This window comes from Streptomyces nojiriensis (assembly GCF_017639205.1).
Classification (GTDB): domain Bacteria; phylum Actinomycetota; class Actinomycetes; order Streptomycetales; family Streptomycetaceae; genus Streptomyces; species Streptomyces nojiriensis.
Window position 1 is genome coordinate 6717374 of sequence record NZ_CP071139.1, and the last position, 20556, is coordinate 6737929.

General features: G+C 68.7%; 16 protein-coding genes. 13 read left to right on the forward strand and 3 right to left on the reverse strand.

All coding sequences use genetic code 11. The annotated features are described in order from the left end of the window. Positions 1-27 precede the first annotated feature (27 nt). Entirely contained in the window at positions 28-492 is a 465-nt protein-coding gene (locus tag JYK04_RS31260) for a DUF3093 domain-containing protein (protein WP_189738994.1), read from the reverse strand. A gap of 58 nt (positions 493-550) precedes the next feature. On the opposite strand from JYK04_RS31260, the gene JYK04_RS31265 reads away from it, so the two are divergent. The 7 genes from JYK04_RS31265 to JYK04_RS31295 all read left to right on the forward strand — a co-directional run bounded on the left by JYK04_RS31265 (position 551) and on the right by JYK04_RS31295 (position 7183). After that, positions 551-1135, forward strand: a complete 585-nt coding sequence (locus tag JYK04_RS31265) for a PaaI family thioesterase (RefSeq protein WP_189738997.1) — start codon at positions 551-553, stop codon at positions 1133-1135. Continuing rightward, entirely contained in the window at positions 1135-1680 is a 546-nt protein-coding gene (gene dut / locus JYK04_RS31270; RefSeq protein WP_189739001.1) for a dUTP diphosphatase, read from the forward strand. Before JYK04_RS31265 ends, dut begins: the two co-directional genes overlap by 1 nt. Position 1681: 1 nt before the next feature. Beyond that, positions 1682-2455 (forward strand): DUF3710 domain-containing protein, encoded by a 774-nt coding sequence (locus JYK04_RS31275; protein ID WP_189739004.1) that lies wholly within the window; start codon positions 1682-1684, stop codon positions 2453-2455. Between the two features lie 205 nt (positions 2456-2660). Continuing rightward, positions 2661-5312 carry a sensor histidine kinase gene (locus JYK04_RS31280; protein WP_229875489.1) on the forward strand — a complete coding sequence of 884 codons (2652 nt, stop codon included), beginning with the start codon at positions 2661-2663 and terminating at the stop codon, positions 5310-5312. Further along, a complete protein-coding gene (locus JYK04_RS31285; protein WP_189739007.1) occupies positions 5309-5995 on the forward strand; it encodes a response regulator in 687 nt (228 codons plus the stop codon). Before JYK04_RS31280 ends, JYK04_RS31285 begins: the two co-directional genes overlap by 4 nt. Before the next feature lie 24 nt (positions 5996-6019). Then, on the forward strand, positions 6020-6439 hold the full coding sequence (locus tag JYK04_RS31290; protein ID WP_094744607.1) for an OB-fold nucleic acid binding domain-containing protein: 420 nt from the start codon (positions 6020-6022) through the stop codon (positions 6437-6439). Positions 6440-6442: 3 nt separating this feature from the next. Continuing rightward, positions 6443-7183 carry a DUF3159 domain-containing protein gene (locus tag JYK04_RS31295; RefSeq protein ID WP_189739011.1) on the forward strand — a complete coding sequence of 247 codons (741 nt, stop codon included), beginning with the start codon at positions 6443-6445 and terminating at the stop codon, positions 7181-7183. 681 nt (positions 7184-7864) lie between these two features. Here the strand turns inward: JYK04_RS31295 and JYK04_RS31300 are convergent. Both JYK04_RS31300 and JYK04_RS31305 read right to left on the reverse strand, forming a co-directional pair. Then, the gene (locus JYK04_RS31300; RefSeq protein ID WP_189739014.1) at positions 7865-8527 is read right to left on the reverse strand and encodes a potassium channel family protein; all 663 of its coding nucleotides are present in this window, start codon (positions 8525-8527) and stop codon (positions 7865-7867) included. Continuing rightward, positions 8524-9192, reverse strand: coding sequence for a potassium channel family protein (locus JYK04_RS31305; protein ID WP_030016272.1), 669 nt, complete (start codon positions 9190-9192; stop codon positions 8524-8526). The genes JYK04_RS31300 and JYK04_RS31305 overlap by 4 nt, the downstream gene beginning before the upstream one ends. Before the next feature lie 220 nt (positions 9193-9412). On the opposite strand from JYK04_RS31305, the gene JYK04_RS31310 reads away from it, so the two are divergent. From JYK04_RS31310 to JYK04_RS31335, 6 genes are all read left to right on the forward strand, one after another. Continuing rightward, positions 9413-11467: an APC family permease gene (locus tag JYK04_RS31310; RefSeq protein WP_189739016.1), complete on the forward strand. Its 2055-nt coding sequence runs from the start codon at positions 9413-9415 to the stop codon at positions 11465-11467. Between the two features lie 93 nt (positions 11468-11560). Beyond that, positions 11561-12898 carry a class I SAM-dependent RNA methyltransferase gene (locus JYK04_RS31315; protein ID WP_189739021.1) on the forward strand — a complete coding sequence of 446 codons (1338 nt, stop codon included), beginning with the start codon at positions 11561-11563 and terminating at the stop codon, positions 12896-12898. 421 nt (positions 12899-13319) lie between these two features. Further along, entirely contained in the window at positions 13320-14813 is a 1494-nt protein-coding gene (locus tag JYK04_RS31320) for a type I restriction-modification system subunit M (RefSeq protein WP_189739024.1), read from the forward strand. Beyond that, positions 14810-16315 (forward strand): type I restriction-modification system subunit M, encoded by a 1506-nt coding sequence (locus tag JYK04_RS31325; RefSeq protein WP_189739027.1) that lies wholly within the window; start codon positions 14810-14812, stop codon positions 16313-16315. The genes JYK04_RS31320 and JYK04_RS31325 overlap by 4 nt, the downstream gene beginning before the upstream one ends. Further along, positions 16312-17487: a restriction endonuclease subunit S gene (locus tag JYK04_RS31330; RefSeq protein ID WP_189739030.1), complete on the forward strand. Its 1176-nt coding sequence runs from the start codon at positions 16312-16314 to the stop codon at positions 17485-17487. The genes JYK04_RS31325 and JYK04_RS31330 overlap by 4 nt, the downstream gene beginning before the upstream one ends. Next, complete coding sequence (locus JYK04_RS31335) at positions 17484-20423, forward strand: type I restriction endonuclease subunit R (protein ID WP_189739033.1); 2940 nt, start codon at positions 17484-17486, stop codon at positions 20421-20423. Before JYK04_RS31330 ends, JYK04_RS31335 begins: the two co-directional genes overlap by 4 nt. Positions 20424-20556: the final 133 nt, after the last annotated feature.

The following is a 20556-nucleotide window of genomic DNA, read 5'->3' on the forward strand; positions in this document are numbered from 1 at the left end:
GGCCGGCCCACCGGTCCCGCCGGCCGGTCAGGCCGCCTGGGTACGGGCGGCCTGCAGGGCCGCCACGAGGGCCTGCGGCTCGCGGGTGGAGACGTAGACGTACGGGGTCGGGTCGGCCGGATCGGTGACCTCGACGCGGACCGCGGTCGGCACGTAGCTGCGCATCAGCATGAAGGCGCGGGTGTCCGCCTTGTACGTGCGCCAGGCGCGCGACTCCTCGGCGTCCAGGATCTCGGGCTCGCCCAGCGCCGTCACCGGGATCCGCGCATCACCGGCCGCCAGCGCACCGCCCACCACGCGCACGCGCGCGGAACCGTACGAGCTCACCACCAGCCCGGCCAGCGCGGTGCCCCCGACCAGACCGGCCAGCAGCGGCATCGTGCCCAGCGGCAGCAGCATCAGCGCGCACGCGAGGCCGACCAGGACGGCGATGCCCCACCAGGATCGGGGGGCGGTCAGACGTTCGTCGTGGTGCGCGGTGGAGAGCTGCATGCGGACAAGCCTGCCACGAGGCGACCGGTGGGTAGCCGCGCGGGTAAGGTTCGCGGCTGTGAGTGGACGAAACACAGCGCTGACACCCCCTGCCGATGCAGCCGCGCCGGTCAGGCACCCCGACGCGCCCGCACCCGGTGAGCTCCTCGGTGCGCACTACGAGCACTGTTTCGGCTGTGGCGACGGCCAGCCCCACGGACTCCACCTGGAGGCCCGGGCGGGCGAGGGCGTCCGCGTCACCGCCGAGTTCACCGTCAGGCCCGCGCACCAGGGGGCACCCGGTCTCGCCCACGGCGGGGTGCTCGCCACCGCGCTCGACGAGACGCTGGGTTCTCTGAACTGGCTGCTGCGCGTCATCGCGGTGACGGGGCGGCTGGAGACCGACTTCGTGCGGCCCGTGCCGGTGGACACCGTGCTGTACCTGGAGGCCGAGGTCACCGCCGTCGCCGGACGGAAGATCTACTGCACGGCCGTCGGCCGGATAGGCGGACCGCAGGGCCCGGTCGCCGTACGCGCCGACGCCCTCTTCATCGAGGTGAAGGTCGACCACTTCATCGACAACGGACGGCCCGAGGAGATCCAGGCGGCGATGGCCGACCCGGACCAGGTCAGGCGCGCACGCGCCTTTGAGGTGAACCCCTGATGTCCCAGATCAACCACGATTCCCGCCGGCCGGTCGACGTACTGATCCGCCGCGTCGACCCGGAGGTGCCGATTCCGGCATACGGGCACCCCGGCGACGCCGGCTGCGACCTCGTCACCACCGAGGCCGCCGTGCTGGAGCCCGGCGAGCGCACCGTACTGCCCACCGGCGTCTCGATCGCGCTGCCCGACGGGTACGCGGCGTTCGTGCACCCGCGGTCCGGCCTGGCCGCACGCTGCGGGCTCGCGCTCGTGAATGCCCCGGGGACGGTGGATGCCGGGTACCGTGGGGAGATCAAGGTGATCGTGGTCAATCTCGACCCTCGCGAGAGCGTCCGGTTCGAGCGTTTCGACCGCATCGCCCAGCTGGTTGTCCAGCGGGTCGAGAAGGTGCGCTTCCACGAGGTGGCGGAACTTCCCGGCTCGGCCCGGGCCGAGGGGGGCTTCGGCTCCACCGGCGGGCATGCGGCCGTGGCCGGATCCGGGGCTGGTCAGCAGGGTGGGAATGGCTACGCTTCGGTCGTAACCGACCGGGAAGGACAGTGACGTGTTCGGACGTCGCAAGAAGAACGACTCCGCCCATGACGGCGGCGCGGCCGAGCAGGTCGTAGACGGCGTCGCCGAGCAGGACGACGCGGGCGAGCAGGACACTGCCCCGCGCCGGGTGAACCTGCCGCCGGCCCCGCGGCCCGACGGCCCCTGGGACGTCTCCGAGGTGCTCGGGAACCCGGCCGACGGCCGGGTCGACCTGGGCGGCATCCTCGTACCCGGCGTCGAGGGCATGGAGCTGCGCGTCGAGGTCGCCGGTGACGCGATCGTGGCCGCGACCGTGGTCCTGGGCGACAGTGCCGTGCAGCTGCAGGCCTTCGCCGCGCCCAAGAAGGAGGGCATCTGGGGCGAGGTCCGCGAGGAGATCGCCGCGGGTATCACCCAGCAGGGCGGCATCATCGACGAGGCCCAGGGCTCGCTGGGCTGGGAGCTGCGCGCCCAGGTGCCCGTACCGCTCCCGGACGGGCAGACCGGCGCCCAGCTGGTCCGCTTCGTCGGCGTCGACGGCCCGCGCTGGTTCCTGCGCGGTGTCATCTCCGGCCAGGGCGCCGTGCGCCCCGAGTCGGCGGGTGTGCTGGAGCAGATCTTCCGGGACACCGTCGTCGTCCGCGGTGACGGCCCGATGGCTCCCCGCGACCCGATCGTCCTCAAGCTGCCGAACGACGCCCAGATGGTGCCGGACGGCGTGCAGACGGACGACCAGGAAGGCTCCCGCTTCGGCGGCGGCATGGGGCAGCTCGAACGCGGCCCGGAGATCACCGAGGTCCGCTGACCTCGGACGACCTCGGACGGCCCCCGCGCACAGGGGGGCTCGTCATGTATTTCGGCCGGTGGGCCCCACTCCTTCGGGGGTGGGGCCCACCGGCTTCTCCGCTGCCGGCGGGTCTCCCGCACCCCGCGTCAGGGATCCGTCAGGGATCGGAGCCGGGGCGCGGATCGGTGCGTGCGCGGCGTGGACGTCCCGGAGAATGGGGCGCATGGGACGCGGCAAGCTCAGGATCTACCTCGGCGCGGCACCCGGTGTGGGCAAGACCTACGCGATGCTCTCCGAGGGGCACCGCCGGGTGGAGCGGGGCGCGGACTGCGTCGTCGGCTTCGTCGAGCACCACGGCCGGCCGCGCACCGAGGTCATGCTCCACGGCCTCGAACAGGTCGAGCGCAAGCCCCTGGTGTACCGGGGCGCCGCCTTCACCGAGATGGACGTGGACGCCCTCCTCGCCCGCAGGCCCGCCATAGCGCTGGTGGACGAGCTCGCGCACACCAACGTGCCCGGCTCGCGCAACGCCAAGCGCTGGCAGGACGTGGAGGAGCTGCTGCGGGCCGGCATCGACGTCGTGTCCACCGTGAACATCCAGCACCTGGAGTCGCTCGGGGACGTGGTCGAGTCGATCACCGGGGTGCGGCAGCGGGAGACCGTGCCGGACGAGGTGGTCCGCCGGGCCGACCAGGTCGAGCTGGTCGACATGTCCCCGCAGGCACTGCGCCGGCGGATGGCCCACGGGAACATATACAAGCCCGAGAAGGTCGACGCGGCCCTGTCGAACTACTTCCGGCCGGGCAACCTCACCGCCCTGCGCGAGCTGGCGCTGCTGTGGGTGGCCGACCGGGCGGACGAGTACCTCCAGCAGTACCGGGGCGAGCACGACATCCGCTCGACCTGGCAGGCGCGGGAGCGGATCGTCGTCGGGCTCACCGGCGGCCCGGAGGGGCGCACGCTCATCCGGCGCGCCTCGCGGATGGCCGCCAAGGGCTCGGGCAGCGAGATCCTTGCCGTCTACATCGCCCGCAGCGACGGGCTGACCGCCGCCTCGCCGAAGGAGCTCGCGGTCCAGCGGACCCTGGTCGAGGACCTGGGCGGAACGTTTCACCATGTGATCGGCGACAACATCCCCGACGCCCTGCTCGCCTTCGCACGCGGGGTCAACGCCACCCAGATCGTGCTCGGCTCCAGCCGCCGCCGCTCCTGGCAGTACGTCCTCGGCCCCGGGGTCGGCGCGAGCGTCGCCCGCGACTCCGGGCCCGACCTCGACGTGCACATCGTCACGCACGAGCACGTCGCCAAGGGGCGCGGCCTGCCCGTGGTGCCCTCGGCGGCCCGGCTCGGGCGGCCCCGGATCGTCGCCGGCTGGGTGGTGGGGACGGTGCTGCCCGTACTGCTGTGCCTGCTGCTCACGCACGTCGACGCGGACCTCGGCCTCGCCAACGACATGCTGCTCTTCCTGTCGCTGACGGTGGCGGCCGCGCTGCTCGGCGGCCTCTGGCCGGCCCTGGCCTCCGCCGCCCTCGGCTCGCTGCTGCTGAACTACTTCTTCGCGCCGCCGCTGCACCGCTTCACGGTCTCCGACCCCAAGAACATCGTCGCCATCGCCGTCTTCTTCGGGGTCGCCGTCTCCGTGGCCTCGGTCGTGGACCTGGCCGCCCGCCGCACCCACCAGGCGGCCCGGCTGCGCGCCGAGTCCGAGATCCTCTCCTTCCTGGCCGGCAGCGTGCTGCGCGGCGAGACCACCCTGGACGCCCTGCTGGAGCGGGTGCGCGAGACCTTCGCCATGGAGTCCGTGGCCCTGCTGGAGCGGGCGGACGACCTGGAGCCCTGGAAACCGGCCGGCAGCGTCGGCCCCGGACCCGTCGCACGGCCCGAGGACGCCGACGTGGACATGCCCATCGGGGACCACATGGCGCTGGCCCTGTCCGGCCGGGTGCTGCCCGCCGAGGACCGCCGGGTGCTCGGCGCCTTCGCGGCGCAGGCGGCCGTGGTCCTGGACCGACAGCGGCTGGTCGGCGAGGCCGAGGAGGCCCGCCGGCTGGCCGAGGGCAACCGGATCCGCACGGCGCTGCTGGCCGCCGTCAGCCATGACCTCCGTACGCCGCTGGCCTCCATCAAGGCCTCCGTGAGCTCCCTGCGCTCCGCCGACGTGGAGTGGAGCGAGGAGGACCGGGCCGAGCTCCTGGAAGGCATCGAGGACGGCGCCGACCGACTCGACCACCTGGTGGGCAACCTGCTCGACATGTCCCGGCTGCAGACCGGCACCGTCACCCCGCTGATCCGTGAGATCGACCTCGACGAGGTGGTCCCGATGGCGCTGGGCGGCGTACCGGAGGACAGCGTGCTGCTGGACGTGCCCGAGGCGCTGCCGATGGTGGCGGTGGACCCGGGGCTGCTGGAGCGGACCGTGGCCAACGTCGTGGAGAACGCCGTCAAGTACAGCCCGCCGGGGGAGCCCGTCCTGGTGGCGGCGAGCTGCCTCGGCGACCGGGTCGAGGTCCGCGTCGTGGACCGCGGGCGGGGCGTTCCCGACGAGGCCAAGGACCGGATCTTCGCCCCCTTCCAGCGGTACGGGGACGCACCGCGCGGGGCCGGCGTGGGCCTCGGGCTCGCCGTCGCCCGCGGGTTCGCCGAGGCCATGGACGGCACCCTGACGGCCGAGGACACCCCCGGGGGCGGGCTGACGATGGTGCTCACATTGCGCGCGGTACGCGGCGACCGGGCACCGGAGCGTGCCACGGTGGGTGCGGGTGCGGGTGCGGGTGCGGGTGCGGGTGGGACGGCGGAACCGGCGGAACCGGTGGAACCGGTGGAACTTGATCACGACCGTGATCGGATGACGCGACAGAAGGCAGGACCTCAATGACCCGGGTGCTCGTGGTGGAAGACGAGCCGCAGATCGTCCGAGCGCTTGTGATCAACCTGAAGGCGCGCAGATACGAGGTCGACGCCGCGGCCGACGGGGCGAGCGCACTGGAGCTCGCGGCCGCCCGCCACCCCGACGTGGTCGTGCTCGACCTCGGACTGCCCGACATGGACGGGGTCGAGGTGATCAAGGGCCTGCGCGGCTGGACCCGGGTACCGATCCTGGTCCTCTCCGCCCGGCACAGCTCCGACGAGAAGGTCGAGGCCCTGGACGCGGGCGCCGACGACTACGTCACCAAGCCCTTCGGCATGGACGAGCTGCTGGCCCGGCTGCGCGCCGCCGTCCGCCGGGCCGAGCCGGCCGCGGGCTCCGGCGAGGACGAGGTGGTCGTGGAGACGGACGGCTTCACGGTGGACCTGGCCGCCAAGAAGGCCGTGCGCGAGGGCCGCGACGTACGGCTGACGCCCACCGAGTGGCACCTGCTGGAGGTCCTGGTCCGCAACGGCGGCAAGCTGGTCAGCCAGAAGCAGTTGCTCCAGGAGGTATGGGGGCCCTCGTACGGCACCGAGACGAACTACCTGCGGGTCTACATGGCCCAACTGCGGCGCAAACTGGAGGCCGACCCCTCGCATCCGCGGCACTTCATCACCGAGCCGGGCATGGGATACCGCTTCGAGCGGTAGTGGGCACGCCGGTACGCTTCCTGTATGAGTGCTGAACCGCGTCCCGAGAAGTCCGCGAAGCCGGCCAGGCCTGCGGGCCGGTTCCGCCGGATGATTGAGCGGCTGTCCACCTCCCAGGAGGAGCTGCATTCGGCGGAGCTGCAGGAGGACGCAGAAGCCGCGGGGTGTACGCGGATCTGCGACTGCCACGACCGCCAGATAGTCAAGGTGACCGGAACCCTGCGTACCGTCACCCTGCGGCCGCGCGCGGGCGTTCCCGCCCTGGAGGCCGAGCTCTTCGACGGCTCGGCCGCGCTGGACGTGGTCTGGCTCGGGCGTCGCTCGATCGTGGGAATCGAGCCCGGCCGACGCATGATTGCATCGGGGCGCATCTCCATGACCCACGGCCGTCGGGTGCTCTTCAACCCGAAGTACGAACTCCGCCCGCTCGGACAGGAGCACTGACCGGTGACGTCACTCGACAAACCGACCACCCCGGATTCGACCGGGCCGCGCCACGCCGCCGGCCCGTCCGCCGACCAGAAGGCAGTGACCCAGGCGGCGCTCTTCGATGCCTTCGGCGGTATCCGGGGCACCGTGGAGACGATGCTGCCCGGGCTGCTCTTCGTCATGATCTACACGATCAACAAGGACGTGAAGTGGTCCGCCATCGCGGCGGGCGCGGTCGCGGTCCTGCTGGTGATCGTGCGGCTGCTGCGCAAGGACACGGTCAAGCACGCCTTCAGCGGGGTCTTCGGCGTGGGTGTGGGTGTGGCCTTCGCCCTGTTCACGGGCAGCGCGAAGGGCTTCTACCTGCCCGGCATGATCTACGGCGTCGGCCTCGGCGTGGCCTTCACGCTCTCGGCGCTGGTGGGCTTCCCGCTGCTCGGCGTGATCCTGGGCCCGGTGTTCAAGGAGAACCTCTCCTGGCGCACCCGCAACCCCGGGCGCAAGAAGGCGTACGTCAAGGCCAGCCTGGCCTGGGGCCTGATCTTCCTCGCCAAGTACGCGATCCTCTTCCCGCTGTACTGGTGGGGTGACGCCACGCAGCTGGGCTGGGTGCTGATCGCGCTGAAGCTCCCGCCGATGGTGCTCGCGGTGTACTTCACCTGGGTCTTCCTGGCGAAGGCGCCGCCGCCGATCGACGTGATCGCGGAGTGGGAGGCCAAGGAGGCGGCGGAGGCCGCCGCCAAGGGGCCGAAGGCCTGACGGCCCGTGGACGACGAAGGGGGCGGGACCGGCCCAGGAGGCCGGTCCCGCCCCCTTCGCGTTGCCGGTCGCTGTGGCGCGGGGCCCTGCGGGAACACGCCGCGATCCGGTGGCGGAGCGCGTCCGCGGGCGCCGAGGCGAGCCCGTGAGCCCTGCGGCCCGGGCCGGGCCACTGTCCGGCGGCTCCGGGTCCGGACAGGCGCGGGAGCGTCGTACCAGCGCCTGCCGGGCCGGCAGCTGCGCCGGACCGAGGCCCCCACGCCCGATGACTCGCGGTGTGTTCCCGGCAGGGCCCCCGGGCATCACGGCCTCGGCCCTGCGGGCACCGGGGTGGCCCGCAGGGCCGACGGCCCGGGCGGCTGGTGGGTCCGGTGATCCCGGCGGCTGGGGCGCGTCCGCGGGCGCCGGGATCGCGGCAGGGCCGACGGCGCCCGCCGTGCGCTGTGGGCGGGCGTGTCCCGGGCCCCGGACGGCCGGAGGAGCGCCCGCATGGCCGCCCGCCGGGTCGGCCGCTGTACGGGTCGGGGTCCTGTGGCCGGAGGCCGTGGCGGGCTGCCTCCGGCCTCCGGCCTCCGGCCTTCCGGGCCGTCCGGCCGAGGCGGCGGCCCCGGCGGCGAGGAAGCCCGAAGGGGGCGCGCCCGGCAGGGCGCGCCCCCTTCGTCGTCCAGCGGGCCCGCAGGGCTAGCGGCGGGCCTGGAGGAGGTCCTCCAGCTGTTCCTCGCGGGCCTGGGCGGCCACGAAGAGCAGCTCGTCGCCCGGCTCCAGGGTCTCCTCCCCGTGCGGGGTGAGGACCCGGTTGCCCCGGATGATCGTGACCAGCGAGGTGTCCTCGGGCCAGGTGATGTCGCCGATCTGGGTGCCCGCGACCGAGGAGTCGGCCGGCAGGGTCAGCTCGACGAGGTTGGCGTCGCCGTGGCTGAAGCGCAGCAGCCGTACCAGGTCGCCGACGCTCACGGCCTCCTCGACCAGGGCCGACATCAGGCGCGGCGTGGAGACGGCGACGTCGACGCCCCAGGACTCGTTGAAGAGCCACTCGTTCTTCGGGTTGTTGACGCGGGCCACCACGCGCGGGACCCCGTACTCGGTCTTGGCGAGCAGCGAGACGACGAGGTTGACCTTGTCGTCACCGGTGGCCGCGATGACCACGTTGCAGCGCTGCAGCGCCGCCTCGTCCAGCGAGGTGATCTCGCAGGCGTCGGCCAGCAGCCACTCGGCCTGCGGCACCCGCTCGACCGAGATGGCGGTCGGGGCCTTGTCGACCAGGAGCACCTCGTGGCCGTTCTCCAGCAGTTCACCCGCGATGGACCGGCCCACCGCGCCCGCACCGGCGATCGCGACCCTCATGCGTGTGCCTCCTCAGGCCCCTCGGCGAACGCCGCCTCGACCTTGTCGATCTCGTCCGTGCGCATCATCACGTGGACGAGGTCGCCCTCCTGCAGGACCGTCGCCGACGTGGGCAGCATCGCTTCGCCCAGGCGGGTGAGGAACGCCACGCGGACGCCCGTCTCGTCCTGGAGCTTGCTGACCTTGTGGCCGATCCAGGCGGCGGAGGTGTGCACCTCGGCGAGCTGCACTCCGCCGCTCGGGTCGCGCCACAGCGGCTCGGCCCCCGAGGGCAGCAGCCGGCGCAGCATCTGGTCGGCGGTCCACCGCACGGTGGCGACGGTGGGGATGCCGAGGCGCTGGTAGACCTCGGCGCGCTTGGGGTCGTAGATGCGGGCGGCGACGTTCTCCACGCCGAACATCTCACGGGCCACGCGGGCAGCGATGATGTTGGAATTGTCACCACTGCTGACGGCGGCGAAGGCGCCCGCGTCCTCGATTCCCGCCTCCCTCAGGGTGTCCTGGTCGAAGCCGACCCCGGTGACGCGGCGGCCGCCGAATCCGGCGCCGAGCCGGCGGAATGCGGTGGGGTCCTGGTCGACGACGGCGACCGTATGCCCCTGCTGTTCCAGGGTTTGCGCGAGGGCGGAGCCCACTCTTCCGCAACCCATGATGACGATGTGCACGGCCGTCCTTCCGGCTGTCAGCGACTCGCTGGTTCCCAGCCTCATTGCATGCTCTGGTTTAACAGGGTCTCAGACCATGGCCCAAGCTACACACGGGCGGTCACCGATGGGGCCTCTTGCGTCGCAGTCGTGCTGCGGGTGGGGAGGAATTGCGGCGGGATTGCGGTATGAGGGGGTGGGGGGTTCGTCAGTCTGATTTCGAACGCTTACGATCCTCTGCGTGTCCAAACTGACCGACGTGCCCAAACGGATCCTGATCGGCCGGGCGCTACGCAGCGACCGCCTCGGAGAAACACTCCTTCCCAAGCGGATCGCCCTTCCCGTCTTCGCCTCCGACCCGCTGTCCTCCGTGGCATATGCCCCCGGCGAGGTCCTGCTGGTCCTGTCGATCGCGGGCGTGTCGGCGTACCAGTACAGCCCCTGGATCGCGCTCGCGGTCGTCGTGCTGATGTTCACCGTCGTGGCGTCCTACCGCCAGAACGTCCACGCCTACCCGAGCGGCGGCGGCGACTACGAGGTCGCCAACACGAACCTCGGACCCAGGGCCGGCCTCACCGTGGCGAGCGCCCTGCTCGTCGATTACGTCCTGACCGTCGCCGTGTCGATCTCCTCCGGAGTCGAGAATCTCGGCTCCGCGGTGGATTTCGTGATCGAGCACAAGGTGCTCTCGGCGATGGTCATGATCCTTCTCCTCACACTGATGAACCTGCGCGGTGTGAAGGAATCCGGGAAGCTCTTCGCGATCCCGACCTATGTCTTCGTCGCCGCCGTATTCGTCATGATCGGCTGGGGTGCCTGGAAGGGCCTCGTCCTCGACGACACCATGACCGCCCCCACCGCGCATCTCGAGATCAAGCCCGAGGAGCAGGGCCTGGCCGGCTTCGCGATGGTGTTCCTGCTGCTGCGGGCCTTCTCCTCCGGCTGTGCCGCCCTGACCGGCGTCGAGGCCATCAGCAACGGCGTCCCCGCCTTCCGCAAGCCCAAGAGCAAGAACGCGGCCAGCACCCTCGCCCTCATGGGCGCCCTGGCCGTCACCATGTTCTGCGGGATCATCGGCCTGGCCATGGCCACCGACGTGCGGATGGCGGAGAACCCCGCGACCGACCTGCTCGACAACGGCGTCCCCGTCGGTCCCGAATTCGTCCAGCACCCGGTCATCTCCCAGGTCGCCGAGGCCGTCTTCGGCAACGGCAGCTTCCTGTTCATCCTGCTGGCCGCGGCCACCGCGCTGGTGCTGTTCCTGGCCGCGAACACCGCGTACAACGGCTTCCCGCTGCTCGGCTCGATCCTCGCCCAGGACCGCTACCTGCCGCGCCAGCTGCACACCCGCGGCGACCGGCTCGCCTTCTCCAACGGCATCGTGCTCCTCGCGGGCGCGGCCATGCTGCTCGTGTGGATCTACGACGCCGACTCGACCAAGCTGATCCAGCTCTACATCGTCGGTGTCTTCGTCTCCTTCACCCTGAGCCAGATCGGCATGGTCCGGCACTGGAACCGGCACCTGAAGACCGAGCACGACGTCGCGGCCCGCCGCCGGATGCACCGCAGCCGGGCCATCAACACCTTCGGCGCCTTCTTCACCGGCATGGTGCTGGTCGTCGTCCTCGCCACCAAGTTCACCCACGGCGCCTGGGTCGCCCTGCTCGGCATGGTGATCTTCTACGGCACCATGAGCGCGATCCGCAAGCACTACGACCGCGTCTCCGCGGAGATCGCCGCCGCCGAGGGCCCCAGCGAGGACAGCGTGCGGCCCTCCCGGGTCCACTCGATCGTCCTGGTCTCCAAGGTCCACAAGCCCACGCTGCGCGCCCTGGCGTTCGCCAAGCTGACCCGCTCGGACACCCTGGAGGCGCTCAGCATCAGCGTCGACGCGGCCGAGACCAAGGCCCTGCGCGAGGAATGGGACCGGCGCGGGATCAACGTCCCGCTCAAGATCCTCGACTCGCCGTACCGGGAGATCACCCGCCCGGTGGTCGAGTACGTCAAGGGCCTGCGCAGCGAGAACCCGCGCGACGCGGTCAGCGTCTACATCCCCGAGTACGTCGTCGGCCGCTGGTACGAACACCTCCTGCACAACCAGAGCGCGCTGCGCCTCAAGGGCCGGCTGCTCTTCACCCCCGGTGTGATGGTCACCTCTGTGCCCTACCAGCTGGAGTCCTCGGAGCTCGCCAAGCGGCGGGCGAAGAAGCGCCAGGACTGGAACGCCCCGGGTGCGGTGCGCCGGGGCCCGGTGGACACCCCGCGACCGCCGAAGGAGCCCTCCTCCAAGGGCTAGGCGGGTGGTGAACGGCCGGACGAGATCCACGTAAACTGGTGGGTCGGTCGTCCGGCCGTTTTCCGTTGTTTCAGTTTTTGGAGTCTCCCCACCATGACGAGCGCCGAGCAGAACGAGAAGCAGTCACTGGTCGGGGAGGAGTACGAGGTCGAGGTCGGCCCCGTGGCGCACGGCGGGCACTGCATCGCCCGGACCGAGGACGGCCGCGTGCTGTTCGTCCGTCACACCCTGCCCGGTGAGAAGGTGATCGCCAAGGTCACCGAGGGCGACGTGGACTCCCGCTACCTGCGCGCCGACGCCATCACCGTGCTCGACGCCTCCAAGGACCGCGTGGAGGCCCCCTGCCCGTACGCCGGCCCCGGCAAGTGCGGCGGCTGCGACTGGCAGCACGCCAAGCCCGGCGCCCAGCGCCGCCTCAAGGGCGAGGTCGTCGCCGAGCAGCTGAAGCGGCTCGCGGGGCTCACCCCGGAGGAAGCCGGCTGGGACGGCACCGTGATGCCGGCCGAGGGCGACAAGCTGCCGGCCGGGCAGGTGCCGCAGTGGCGCACCCGCGTGCAGTTCGCCATCGACGAGGACGGCAACGCGGGCCTGCGCAAGCACCGCTCGCACGACATCGAACTGATCGACCACTGCATGATCGCGGCGCCGGGCGTCAGCGAACTGGGCATCGAGAAGCAGGACTGGCCGCAGATGGCCACGGTCGAGGCGATCGCGGCGACCGGCTCCCAGGACCGCCAGGTCGTCCTGACCCCCCGCCCCGGCGGCCGCCTCCCCCTGGTGGAGCTGGACAAGCCGGTCTCCGTCCTGCGCGTGGAGGAGAAGGACGGCGGGGTCCACCGCGTCCACGGCCGCCCCTTCGTACGGGAACGCGCGGACGGCCGTACGTACCGCGTGGGCATGGGCGGCTTCTGGCAGGTCCACCCGCAGGCCGCGGACACCCTGATCAAGGCCGTCATGCAGGGCCTGATGCCGCGCAAGGGCGAGATGGCCCTCGACCTCTACTGCGGCGTCGGCATCTTCGCGGGAGCCCTCGCGGAACGCCTCGGCGAGACCGGCGCCGTCCTCGGCATCGAGTCGACGAAGCGCGCGGTGGAGGACGCCCGCCACAACCTGGCGGACTTCCCGCGGGTCCGCATCGAGCAGGGCAAGGTCGAGCAGATCCTCCCGAAGACCGGGATCACGGAATGCGACCTGGTCGTCCTGGACCCGCCGCGCGCGGGCGCGGGCAAGCAGACGGTCCGCCACGTGGCCGGCCTCTCGGCCCGCCGCATCGCCTACGTGGCCTGCGACCCGGCGGCCCTGGCCCGCGACCTCGGCTACTTCAAGGAACACGGCTACAAGCCCCGCACCCTCCGCGTCTTCGACCTCTTCCCGATGACCCACCACGTGGAGTGCGTGGCGATCCTGGAGCCGATCGCGAAGGGCGCCTGACCCACGATTTCTCGGTTTGGGTAGCTCGCTCCACCTATTCTCGAACAAACAACAGGTGGAAGCCGGTGGTCCAATCCATGGCTCTCTGGCCTGCGGTCTTGCGCGACCGAGCGGGAGGGGCGACGGCAGAGCCACCGGATCGCTCAGCGCCTTGACGCTCGAATGACGCTCATCCCGCTTCGTTTCTGATGAGCCGTCATGAAGGATGGTCGCCTCCTGGGCCGCGCTATATAGCGGTCTGGGGGCGACCTGAGAGGTTTAAGCCTTGACAGGTGCTTGGTACAGGCTTGGCGGATCCCGCTAGGCTCCGGTACGTGCTCGCGGGGACGGCGGGCCAGGCAAGCCGAACAAGCTGAGTGTGGAAACGAGCAGTGATCGAGTGGGGTCGAGTGCGGTCGGTGTGGGGGAGCAGGAGCTTCCGATGCCGTTGACGCTGGGGGAGCTGGAGTCGTACCTGGCGAAGGCGGCTGATCTACTGCGGGGCAGCATTGATCAGGCGGACTTCAAGGCGTACATCTTCCCGCTGATGTTCTTCAAGCGGATCAGCGATGTGTACGACGAGGAGTACGCTCGCGCGCTGGACGAGTCCGGTGGCGACCACACGTATGCGGCGTTCGAGGAGAACCACCGGTTCACCATCCCCGACGGCTGCCACTGGGTAGACGTACGCGAGCGTACTGAGAACGTCGGTGAGGCGCTCAAGACCGCCTTCCGCGGAATCGAGAAGGCCAACCAAGGCACGCTGTACGGCATCTTCGGCGGCGCGACCTGGACCAACAAGGACAAGCTGCCGGACAGCAAGCTGATTGACCTGATCGAGCACTTTTCGACCAAGACTCTTTCGATCTCCCAAGCTGCCCCCGACGTGCTGGGGCAGGCTTATGAGTACTTGATCAAGCGATTCGCAGACCAGTCCAATAAGAAGGCAGGCGAGTACTACACCCCACGCGAGGTGGTCGCACTACTGGTCAACATCCTCGACCCACAGGAGGGCGAGACGGTGTACGACCCGGCTTGTGGCACCGGCGGCATGCTGATCGAGGTCATTCAGCACATCAAGGCCAGTGGCGGTGACCCGAAGACCGTGCTCGGAAAGCTGTACGGCCAGGAGAAGGTGCTCACCACCTCCGCGATCGCCCGGATGAACCTGCTGCTGCACGGCATGGAGGACTTCCACGTCGAGCGCGCAGACACGCTGCGCGACCCGGCCTACTTCGACCACGGTCGGTTGGCGCGGTTCGACTGCGTGATCGCCAACCCGCCGTTCTCGTTGAAGAACTGGGGCCACGAGCAATGGGCCTCCGATCCGTGGGGCCGTAATGAGTTGGGCGGCGTGCCGCCGAAGGGGTACGCCGACTGGGCCTGGGCCCAGCACATGCTCACCTCCGCTGTACCCACCGGAGGAAGGGTCGCGGTCGTCCTCCCGCAGGGCGCCCTGTTCCGCCAGGGCGCCGAGGGTCGCGTTCGCGAGCACATCCTCAAGGCCGGCTTCGTGGAGGCCGTTATAGGCCTGGCCCCCAACCTGTTCTACGGCACCGGCCTGGCTGCCTGCGTGCTGATCCTGCGTCGCCAACGCCCCGATGAGCAGCAGGGCAACGTGCTCTTCGTCAACGGAGAGTCACTCTTCAAGCGCGGCCGTAACCAGAACACTCTCGAGCCTGAGCACACCGAGGCCCTCCTGAAGGCGTATCAGGAGTACGCCGACCAGCCTGGCCTGGCTGCGGTCGCGACCTTGGACGACATCAACGCCAACGACTGGAACCTGAACATCCCGCTGTATGTCGAGCCGGCCGAGGTCGGCGAGCAGATCACCCTGGAGCAGGCCTCGGTCGACCTGGAGACCGCGCACGGGAAGGCTCGCGAGACCCGCGCAGCGTTGGAGGCCGAGCTGGCGAAGTGGGGGCTGGACACATGACCGCGACGAGCCCGAAGCGGATCACCCAGCTTGAACTGGAGTCCTATCTGTGGGGCGCCGCAGTGCTGCTGAGGGGGCTGATCGACGCTGGCGACTACAAGCAGTACATCTTCCCGCTGGTCTTCCTCAAGCGCCTCTCCGATGTCTACGACGAGGAGCACGCCGCCGCCCTGGAGGTATACGGCGACGAGGAGCTCGCCGACCTCCCTGAGAACCACCGCTTCGCCATCCCTGACGGCGCCCACTGGTCCGACCTGCGTAAGGCCACCAGCAATGTCGGCACCACGCTCAAGGCAGCGATGCGGGCCATCGAGTCCGCCAACCCCGACACCCTCCCCGGCGTTTTCGGCGACGGCGAGTGGACCAATAAGGACCTGCTTCCCGACGCGACCCTCTCGGACCTGATCGAGCACTTCTCGACCAAGACGTTGTCGGTGGCGAACCTGCCCGAGGACGAGCTCGGGCAGGGCTATGAGTACCTGATCAAAAAGTTCGCCGACGACTCCGGCCACACCGCTCAGGAGTTCTACACCAACCGCACCCTGGTGCACCTGATGACGCTCATGCTCGAGCCCCAGCCCGGCGAGTCCGTATACGACCCGACCTGCGGCACCGGCGGCATGCTCATCTCCACCGCAGCCGAGGTCAAGCGTCAGGGCAAGGAATGGCGAAACCTGCGCCTGTACGGCCAGGAGCTCAACTACGGCACCTCTGCCATCGCCCGTATGAACCTGTTCCTGCACGGCGTCACTGACAGCCGCATCGCCCATGGCGACACCCTTAGCAAGCCTGCCTTCCTCAACGCCCAAGGCGGCCCGCAGACCTTCGACGTAGTCCTGGCCAATCCTCCCTACTCCATCAAGGCATGGAACCGCGAGGTGTTTGCCAAGGATCCCTACGGGCGCAACATGTGGGGCCTACCGCCCCAAGGACGTGCCGACTACGCCTTCTTCCAGCACATCGCCAAGAGTCTGGACCCCGTCACCGGGCGTTCCGCGATCCTGTTCCCCCACGGGGTCCTGTTCCGCCGTGACGAGGCCGCCATGCGCGAGCGGCTGGTCAAATCCGACCTGGTCGAGTGTGTGCTCGGCCTCGGCGAGGGGCTGTTCTACAACTCCCCGATGCCGGCCGTCGTCGTCATTCTGCGGACGCAGAAGCCCGTCGAGCGCCAGGGCAAGGTCCTCTTCATCAACGCCCTCAATGAGGTCTCCCGCGAACAAGGGCAGGCATTCCTACGCGAGACTCACCAGCAGAAGATCCTCGATGCTTACCGCGGCTTCACCGACCTCAAGCAGTTCGCGACGGTCGCCACGCTCGATGAGGTTGCGGCCAAGGGCTTCAGCCTGGCCATCCCGACGTACGTCGGAGGTGTCATGGACAGCAGTGAGGGAGAACAGATCGATATCGGCGAGGCCCTCGCTTCCTGGCGTACTGCTGCGCAGAACTCTGATGTTGCCGTAGTCGATGTCCTGTCCCTGATGCGAAGGGAGGCCTCGGCATGAGCCTGAACCTCGACAAGACCGCTTGGAAGCGTGTCACCCTTAGAGATGTGGTCCGGCACGTCACCGACCGGGTCGACGCCGAGACCTCCGGCCTGGAGCGGTTCCTCGCCGGCGAGCACATTCCCAGCGGTAATCTCTCGATCAGCGCCTGGGGCGTCATCGGGCGCGACCCGATAGGGCCGATGTTCTACAAGCGGTTCAGGCCCGGCCACGTCCTCTACGTCTCCAGGCGAACGTATCTTCGCAAGGTCGCCGTCCCGGAATTCGAGGGGATTACAGGCGAGAAGACCTTCGTCCTGGAGACCCTCGACGAGAAGGTGCTGCTGCAGGAGTTCCTTCCGTTCGTTCTCTCGGCCGAGAGGTTCCACGCGTATGCGATCGCCCACTCACGCGGCTCGGTCAACCCTTACCTGAATTGGGGCGAGCTGGCCGCATACGAGTTCGACCTACCTCCCCTCGATGAACAGCAGAGCCTCGCCAACCTACTCTGGGCCATCGAGCGCCACCGATTGGCGGCAGTCAAGTCGGATTCTGCGGAAGCGGCGGCGCAAGCAGTCTGGACGCGCGAGGCTCTTGAGAAGTGCGACTGGGACCTCCGATTGCAAGACGTGGTACGAGCCGACAGGCCGCTCTGCTACGGCGTAGTCCAGCCAGGAGTCAACGTCGAAGAGGGCGTTGGGCTGGTGCGTGTCATGGACCTAGAGTCTGGGTCACCGACGCTCAGTCAACTCAAGAGCATCACCGTGGAGGTCGATCGGCAGTACCGGCGCTCTCGGATCGCAGCCGGTGATGTCTTGGTTTCCATCGTGGGGACGATCGGACGGACGTGGCTTGTGACCGCTGACTTCGAGGGATGCAACATCGCGCGCGCCCTTGCACGGGTCAGCCCCGACCCGGAAATCATGAGCGCAGAGTTCCTCTCTTGGGTACTTGCATCCGAGCGAGTATCGGTGGCATTGGAGACTGCAGCCTTCGAAAGCGCCCGCAAGACGCTCAATCTCTCGGTGCTTGCTGGGATTTCTCTACCAAGTGCGTCCGCCGATTTTCAGGCGTCGACGCTTGAGCGTCGAGCGACCTTCACAGCAGCCCGCGAGCACGCTCGCAACGAGATCGAGGCGCTACTCAGTCTACGGGCAGGTTTGCTCGCTGAGATCTTCGGAGGTGCTGAGTGACGTTCAATGAGGCAAACACGGTGCGCGACTTCGTCAGGGATCTGGTTGATTCGGTAGACGTCCGGTTCGTACCGGGGAGTCGTCTGCCGCGGCGAACCGATGAGGTGTTGCTGGAGCAACAGGTGCGGGAGGCGTTAATCCGCCTCAACCCGACCGTCGAGGCGGATCCGCGTCTGGCAGATGAGGTGATTTACAGGCTGCGCGCGATCTTGCTCTCCGCGCGCAACACACCGAATCCGGTGGTGGCGAACGAGGAGTTCGCGGCATGGCTCACTGGGCAGAAGTCGATGCCGTTCGGGCCCGACGGCGAGCATGTGACCGTGAAACTGATCGACTTCGATCACCCCAGCGAGCACAGTGCGAACAACTGGATCATCTCCACCGAGGTGACCTACGGGGTCGGGCGGCTGGAGCGGCGCTTCGACCTGGTGATCTGGTGCAACGGCTTCCCGTTGGCCGTAGGGGAGGCGAAGTCGCCGGTGCGGCCGGCGTACTCCTGGATCGACGCTGCCGCGCAGATCAAGGAGGACTACGAGGTCAACGTGCCGGCGTTCTTCGTGCCGAACGTGCTCAACTTCGCGACCGAAGGCAAGGACTTCCGCTACGGCTCGGTCGGGATGCCGGTGGAGTTGTGGGGGCCGTGGCGAGCGGATGAATCCGGTGACGACCACACGCCGATGAAGGTACGCCTCTCGGCGGTCAAGGAGGCGGTCGAGGGCGTTCTGGCTCCGGACGCGATCTTGGAATTCCTGCGGTTTTTCACGCTGTTCGCGACCGACAAGAAGCACCGCAAGATCAAGGTGATCGCGAGGTACCAGCAGCTCCAGGCGACCAACCTGATCGTGGAGCGGGTGCTGTACGGGCAGATCAAGCAAGGGCTGATCTGGCACTTCCAGGGGTCGGGGAAGTCGCTGCTGATGGTGTTCACTGCGCAGAAGTTGCGCGCAACGGCAGGGCTGACCTCGCCAACGGTGATCATTGTGGTCGACCGGATTGACCTGGACACCCAGATCACCGCGACGTTCAATGCTTCGGACGTACCGAACCTTGTCTCAACGGAGTCCCGCAAGGAGCTGCAGGAGCTCCTGGCTGCGGGCGCGCGGAAGATCATCATCACCACGATCCACAAGTTCGGCGAAGCTCCCGGTGTGTTGGATGCTCGCGACAACATCATCGTGATGGTCGACGAGGCCCACCGCTCCCAGGAGGGTGACTACGGCCGCAAGATGCGCGAGGCCCTGCCCAACGCGTTCCTGTTCGGGTTGACCGGGACGCCGATTAATAGGCGTGACCGCAACACGTTCATGTGGTTCGGAGCCGAGGCCGACGAGCACGGGTATATCTCGCGCTACTCCTTCTCCGACTCCATCCGCGACGGCGCCACCCTGCCGCTGCACTTCGAGCCGCGCCTCTCGGAGATCCACCTGGATGAGGAGTCGATCGACGCGGCCTTCGCCGAGCTCGCCGACCGCCACGGGCTCACTGAGGAAGACCGCACCATCCTGTCGAAGAAGGCCGCCTCCCTGGAGGTGCTAATCAAGGCCCCCGGCCGGGTCCGCAAGATTGCCGCTGACATCGCCGAGCACTTCACCACAAAGGTCGAGCCGCAGGGCTTCAAGGCGCAAGTCGTGGTCTACGACAAGGCCACTTGCGTGGCCTATAAGGAAGAGCTTGACCGCCTGCTCGGCCCGGACGTGTCCACGATCGTGATGTCCACCGGCCGCGGTGACAAACCGACGTGGAAGCAGTGGACCCCGGGTCGGGAGGAGCTGGAGCGGATCACCGCCCGCTTCAACGACCCGGCGGATCCGTTGAAGATCATCATTGTAACCGCGAAGCTGCTCACCGGCTTCGACGCCCCGATCCTCTATGCCCAGTACGTTGACAAGCCCCTGCGCGAGCACACCCTGCTCCAAGCGATCTGCCGCACGAATCGGGTCTACCCGCCCGCGAAGACCCACGGCCTGATAGTGGACTACCTCGGCATTTTTGACGACGTTGCCAAGGCCTTCGAGTTCGACGACAAATCCGTCCAGCAGGTCATCTCCAACATCGCTGTACTCCGCGAGCAGCTTGGCCCCGCGATCGAGGCTGCTCTGGCGTTCTTCCCGGGCGTAGACCGCACGGTCGGCGGCTATGAGGGCCTGATCCAGGCGCAGACCGCGATCGACTCCGACGAGTCCCGTGACGCCTTCGGAGCTGCGTACAGCATCGTCGCTCAGCTGTGGGAGACCCTGTCCCCAGACCCGATCCTGTCCGAGCATGAGTCGGATTACCGCTGGCTGACCGACGTCTACCAGTCCGTGCAACCCACCGACGTCACCGGCCGACTGGTCTGGCACACACTGGGCGCCAAGACCCTTGAGCTCATAAACGAGCACGTCACCGTTGAGGTCCCCCGCACAGACCTGGAGACCATCGTCCTCGATGCGCAGGTGATCGAGGACCTGATGACCGGCAACCGCAAGGACATCGACCCCGTCGAGGTCGAGAAATGGATCACTGCCCGCATCGCCAAGCACGTCGGCAACCCGGCCTTCATCGAGCTTGGCCAGCGGTTGAATGCTCTGCGCGAGAAGTACACCCACTCTCAGCAGGCTTCGTTGGAGTTCCTCAAGGAGCTCTTCGCGCTGGCGCGTGACACGGTCGCAGCGGAGAGGGACGCTGCTGAGGTACCCCGCGAGGAGCGCGGAAAGGCCGCCTTGACCGACCTCTTCGAGTCGCTCAAGGGCGAGGCGACCCCGATCATCGCCGAGAAGGTCGTCGACGAGGTCGACTCCGTCGTCCGTACCGTCCGTTTTGACGGCTGGCAGGACACCAACGAAGGTGACCGCCTAGTTCAACAGGCGCTCCGCAAGGCGCTCTACATCAAGTTCAGGATCCGAGACCAGGATGTCTTCGGGAAGGCTCTGGGATACATCCGGGAGTACTACTAGCCTCCCCCTGCCCTGGTCAGGGGGAGGGTTCCCCCATCGCTACTTCGCGAGTGTCCGACTCGTGCCGCTGGCCTCGGGGCTCGCCTCGGAGCGGCAGGCAGCGCCGGAGTCGCAGCGTCGTTTGTGACGCTTC

Coding starts and splice junctions, on each gene's coding strand:
- JYK04_RS31280 (WP_229875489.1), top strand. CDS start 2,661: ATGGGACGCGGCAAGCTCAGGATCTACCTCGGCGCGGCACCCGGTGTG.
- JYK04_RS31290 (WP_094744607.1), top strand. CDS start 6,020: ATGAGTGCTGAACCGCGTCCCGAGAAGTCCGCGAAGCCGGCCAGGCCT.
- JYK04_RS31300 (WP_189739014.1), bottom strand. CDS start 8,527: ATGAGGGTCGCGATCGCCGGTGCGGGCGCGGTGGGCCGGTCCATCGCG.
- JYK04_RS31260 (WP_189738994.1), bottom strand. CDS start 492: ATGCAGCTCTCCACCGCGCACCACGACGAACGTCTGACCGCCCCCCGA.
- JYK04_RS31320 (WP_189739024.1), top strand. CDS start 13,320: ATGCCGTTGACGCTGGGGGAGCTGGAGTCGTACCTGGCGAAGGCGGCT.
- dut (WP_189739001.1), top strand. CDS start 1,135: ATGTCCCAGATCAACCACGATTCCCGCCGGCCGGTCGACGTACTGATC.
- JYK04_RS31325 (WP_189739027.1), top strand. CDS start 14,810: ATGACCGCGACGAGCCCGAAGCGGATCACCCAGCTTGAACTGGAGTCC.
- JYK04_RS31330 (WP_189739030.1), top strand. CDS start 16,312: ATGAGCCTGAACCTCGACAAGACCGCTTGGAAGCGTGTCACCCTTAGA.
- JYK04_RS31315 (WP_189739021.1), top strand. CDS start 11,561: ATGACGAGCGCCGAGCAGAACGAGAAGCAGTCACTGGTCGGGGAGGAG.
- JYK04_RS31285 (WP_189739007.1), top strand. CDS start 5,309: ATGACCCGGGTGCTCGTGGTGGAAGACGAGCCGCAGATCGTCCGAGCG.